This is a genomic window from Pseudogracilibacillus sp. ICA-222130 (assembly GCF_037892545.1).
GTDB lineage: Bacteria > Bacillota > Bacilli > Bacillales > Amphibacillaceae > Pseudogracilibacillus.
This window is the reverse complement of record NZ_JBBKBG010000079.1, coordinates 1-1,272: the sequence shown is the minus strand read 5'-3', so window position 1 is coordinate 1,272 and position 1,272 is coordinate 1. Positions and strand designations below refer to the sequence as shown.

1 protein-coding gene is annotated in these 1,272 nt (G+C 34.4%); it reads left to right on the top strand.

The features are described from left to right. The first annotated feature begins 65 nt into the window (after positions 1 to 65). A protein-coding gene (locus tag WKT09_RS13645; RefSeq protein WP_340416557.1) for an IS3 family transposase occupies positions 66 to 1,231 on the top strand; the annotation gives its coding sequence in 2 pieces (ribosomal slippage) (positions 66 to 342 and positions 342 to 1,231; 1,167 coding nt in all). Positions 1,232 to 1,272 lie beyond the last annotated feature (41 nt).

Here is a 1,272-nt window from a genome sequence, read left to right as displayed (position 1 = left end):
TACAATATAAAACACCTTCGAAATGATACAATAGATTTAAGTACTTTTAACGGAGGTGTTTTTGCATGGGCAAAAACGTATATTCAAGTGAGATAAAATGGGCAGTTGTGAAAGCGAAATTAAGTGGAGAATTAACGAATCAAGAAATTATGGAGAAGTATGGAATTAAAAATGTATCGCAAATTAAAACATGGGTTAAGTGGTATCGTGATGGTGAAATATATCGTTTTGATCAGCCAATAGGCAAGCAGTACTCGTATGGACATGGTCCAGAATTCAGTACAGAGGATGAGCGTAAAACGCGGCAGATAGATCATTTGAAAATGGAGAATGAAATTTTAAAAAAGTATATGGAGATGGAAAGAGAGTTGAAAAAGAAATAGTTCTAAATCTCGTTGATAAATTAAAAGGAAAATACACAGTGACATCGATTTTAAATGCCTTGGAAGTGCCTCGTGCAACTTATTATCGTTGGCGATCTGAAGGAATAAGGTCTTCTTTAACAGAAGTTGAAAAAGCAATCATGGAGATATGTAAGAACACGAAATATCGATATGGGCATCGTAAAGTTAAAGCAATTCTTAAAAAAGAGTATAAAATTAAACGGAACCGTAATACTGTCCAAGCCATTATGCAAAAACATCATCTTCAGTGTCGTGTTAAACCTAAAAGAAAGTGGAAGTCCGAAGGTGAGACAATTATCGTTGCGCCTGATCTTATAAAACGTGATTTTCAAGCTTCGAAACCAAATCAAAAATGGGTGACAGATATAACATATATTCAATACGGGAGTACAATAATGTATCTATCAACCATTATGGATTTATATAATAACGAAATTGTCGCTTACAAAATGTACGATCATCAACAGACACCACTAGTGATAGATACACTAAAAGAAGCATTAGAAAAACGTTCTTATCCAGAAGATGTGATTATACACTCAGACCAAGGGAGTGTATACACTTCGTATGCCTTTCAGGCTTGTGTAACAAAGCATAACTTAGTGAATAGCATGTCAAGAAGAGGTAACTGTTGGGATAATGCAGTCATTGAATCATTCCATTCTAGTTTGAAATCGGAGGAATTTGCGTATACCAGATTTAATTCACTAAGTAATACAGAAGTTACAAGACGTGTAGAGAAGTATCTAAAAGAATATAATGAAGTAAGAATTCAAGAAAAATTAGGCTACCTCTCACCAATTGAATATGGTGAAAAGGCAGCCTAAAAGGGTGTTTTATTTCTGTCTCATTTCACTGGGTCAGTCTA